The 3597-nt window shown below is 74.1% G+C and carries 1 protein-coding gene; it reads right to left on the reverse strand.

All coding sequences use genetic code 11. The features are described 5' to 3' along the window. Window positions 1–3550: SDR family NAD(P)-dependent oxidoreductase (locus tag ACH4ZA_RS39805; RefSeq protein WP_398433886.1), on the reverse strand; the 3550-nt coding region annotated here is incomplete at its 3' end. Between the last annotated feature and the right edge of the window lie 47 nt (window positions 3551–3597).

Below are 3597 nucleotides of genomic sequence, written 5' to 3' on the forward strand. Positions count from 1 at the left end.
AACCCGACGCCACCCACTCACCCGCCACACCCACCGACCGGCACTCGAACACCGACCGCGACCGCCACAACGACCACGCCACATCCACCACGTCGGCCTCCGCGGACTCCAGGTGCGTGGTCAGTCGCCGGACCTGCGCGGCCAGCGCCTCTTCCGAGCGGGCTGAGGTGAGGAGAGGCACGACCGCCCGGCCGTGCGCCGGATTCCGCTCGACAGGCTCGGAAGCGGCGTCCGCTGCGTCCTGGGACGGCGCTTCGAGGACGACGTGGGCGTTGGTGCCGCTGATGCCGAACGACGACACCGCCGCCCGCCGCGGCCGGCCGTCGGTCTTCTCCCACACCCGGGCCTGCCCGAGCAACTCCACCGCACCCGACGACCAGTCGACGATCGGGGAAGGCTGGTCGCCTCTCAGCGACCTGGGCAGGGTGGCGTGACGCATGGCCTGCACCATCTTGATGATCCCGGCCATGCCCGAAGCGGCCTGCGTGTGACCGATGTTGGACTTCACGGATCCGAGCCACAGCGGGCGGTCGCCGTCGCGTTCCTGACCGTAGGTCGCCAGCAGCGCCTGCGCCTCGATCGGGTCGCCGAGCTTCGTCCCCGTGCCGTGCGCCTCCACCACGTCCACGTCCGCCGCCGACAGACCCGCGTCCGCCAGCGCCGCACGGATCACCCGCTGCTGCGACGGACCGTTCGGCGCCGTCAACCCGTTCGACGCACCGTCCTGGTTGATCGCCGAACCCCGCACCACCGCCAGCACCTGATGACCCTGCGCCTGCGCGTCCGACAACCGCTCCAGCAGCAGCACACCCACACCCTCGGACAGGGCGAATCCGTCCGCGTCGGCGGCGAACGGCTTGCAGCGGCCGTCGGGGGCGAGGGCGCGCTGGCGACTGAAGGCGACGAACGCCCCGGGGCCCGACATCACGGTGGCGGCCCCCGCCACCGCCAGACGGCACTCGCCGGCGCGCAGCGCGCGCACCGCCAGGTGCAGGGCGACCAGGGAGGAGGAGCAGGCCGTGTCGACGGTGACCGCCGGCCCCTCAAGTCCCAGCGCGTAGGCGATGCGCCCGGACGCCACACTGGCTGCCGCTCCGGTAGCGAGGTATCCCTCGTTGTCCCCGGAGGCCGCGCGCAGCCGAGCGGCGTATTCCTGGTCGGTCAGGCCGACGTACACGCCGGTCGAGCTGCCCCGCAGCGTCTTGGGGTCGATGCCGGCCCGCTCCAGGGTCTCCCAGGTGGTCTCCAGCAGCAGTCGCTGCTGCGGGTCCATCGCGGTCGCCTCACGCGGTGAGATCCCGAAGAAGGCCGCGTCGAATTCGGCGGCGTCGTCGAGGAATCCGCTCTCCCGGACGTAGCTGGCGCCGAGGCGGTCGGGGTCGGCGTCGTAGAGGGCGTCGAGGTCCCAGCCGCGGTCGGTGGGCAGCGGGGAGATGACATCCATGCCGTCGGCCACGAGACGCCAGAGATCCTCGGGGGCGCGGACGCCGCCCGGAAAGCGGCACCCCATCGACACGATCGCGATCGGCTCGTCGGCGGCCGTCGGAGCGACCGCGCCCGCCCGGTCCGTGGCGGGCCGCGCGTCCGCGCGCCCGCCGCCGAAGGCCAGGTCGTCGAGGCGGTCGGCGAGCGCGGAGATGCTGGGGTGGTCGAAGACGACGGTGGTGGGCAGCTTCAGGCCGGTGGCACGGTGCAGTCGGTCGCGCAGCGCCACGGCGGTGAGGGAGTCGAAGCCGAGCTCCTTGAAGGCCGCGTGGACGCTGATCGCTTCCGCGTTCGCGTGGCCCAGCGCCGTGGCCACATGGGCGCCGATCAGGGCGCGCAGTGCGGCGGTCCGCCGCTCGGGCTCGAGATCGGCCATCTCACGCAGCACGGCGGAGACGTCGTCGCCCTGGGGGGCCCCGGCCGCCGTGTCCATCGTCTCGACGCCGGCGGGAGAGAGCTCCGAGAGGAGGGCGCTGCCGCGTACGGACGTGAAGACCTCGGCGAACCGGTGCCAGTCGACGTCGGCGACCGCGACGACGGTGTCCTCGTGGTCGAGGGCTTGCTGAAGGCCGGTGATCGCGCGGGCCGGCTCGATGACGGGGACGCCGCGACGGCGCAGGTCGTGCTGGACGGACTCGGCGATCATGCCGCCGCCGGCCCAGGGTCCCCAGGCGACGCTGAGCACGGGCGCGCCGTCGGCGCGCCGGCGTTCGGCACGGGCGTCGAGGATCGCGTTCGCGGCGCCGTAGGCGGCGTGGTCGGCGACCCCCCAGGTGCCGGAGATCGAGGAGAAGTAGACGACGGCGTCGAGTTCGGCCGTGTCCAGGACCTCGTCGAGGTGGGCGGCGCCGAGAACCTTGCCGGACAGCGTCGCGGCGAGGTCGTCGACGTCGGTCTCCGTGATCGGGCCGAGGACGCTGACGCCGGCCGCGTGGACGACCGAGCGCACCGGAGTGCCGCTCGCGGCAAGTCCGTCGACCAGGTCGGCGAGCGCCTCACGGTCCGCGGTGTCACAGGCGGCGACGGTGATCCGGGTGCCCTGGTGCGCGCATTCGTCCCGCAGGCCGGCGATGAGCGAGTCGTCGCCACGGCGGCCGGTCAGGACGAGGTGTTCGGCTCCGCGGGCGGCCAGCCAGCGGGCGACATGGGCGCCGAGCGCGCCGGTTCCCCCGGTGACGAGGACGGTGCCGCGCGGGCGCCAGTCACGCGGCGCCGGCTTGCCGCGGGTGGCGGCGTGGACGAGTCTGCGGCCGTACGTCCTGCCGTCGCGGACGGCCACCTGGTCCTCCGCGACGCCTGCGGTGACGGCGTCCACCAGCAGCCCCGCGAGGCCGTTCGCCCCGGCCTGCGGCAGGTCGACGAGTCCGCCCCAGCGCTTGGGGTGTTCCAGGGCGGCGGTCCGGCCGAGGCCCCAGACGCCGGCCTGCCCGGGCGCCGCCGGCCCGTCGTCGTCGCCGACGCCCACGGCGCCCCGGGTCACACACCACAGCGGTGCGTCGATGTCCACGTCACCGAGGGCCTGCAGGAGGGTGAGGGTGCCGGAGAGCCCGAGCGGCACCGCCGGCTGCCGGGGGTGCGGCCGCTCGTCGAGCGCCAGCAGCGACAGCACTCCGGCGAACGCCTCGGCGGTGTGCAGCAGTTCCCCGAGCGCCGTGCGGTCCAGCCGGGCGGCGTCGACGGCGGCGACGACAGCGCGGGCTCCGCGCGCTTCCAGTTCCGCCCGCACGTCGGTGATCAGGTGGTCGTCTTCCATCGGCTCGGGGGCGACGATCAGCCAGGTCCCTCCGGTGGCGGCGGGGGCGGTCGCGGTCAGCGGCCTCCACTCCACCCGGTGCCGCCATCCGTCGACCAGTCCTCGCTCGCGGTGTGCGGTGCGCCAGGCGGCGAGAGCCGGCACGACGCTCTCCAACCCCTCCTGCACACCGAGCGTGCCCGCGAGCCCTTCGAGGTCGCCGTCCTCGACGGTCCGCCAGAACTCCTCCTCCACCGGATCCGATCCCACCACCGGCTTCGGCGCGTCCAGCCAGTAGCGGCTGCGCTGGAACGCATACGTCGGCAACTCCACCCGACACGGCGACAACCCCTCGAACACCGGCCCCCAGTCAACCCCCA

The sequence above is a fragment of the Streptomyces sp. NPDC020597 genome, assembly GCF_044335095.1.
Lineage (GTDB): Bacteria > Actinomycetota > Actinomycetes > Streptomycetales > Streptomycetaceae > Streptomyces.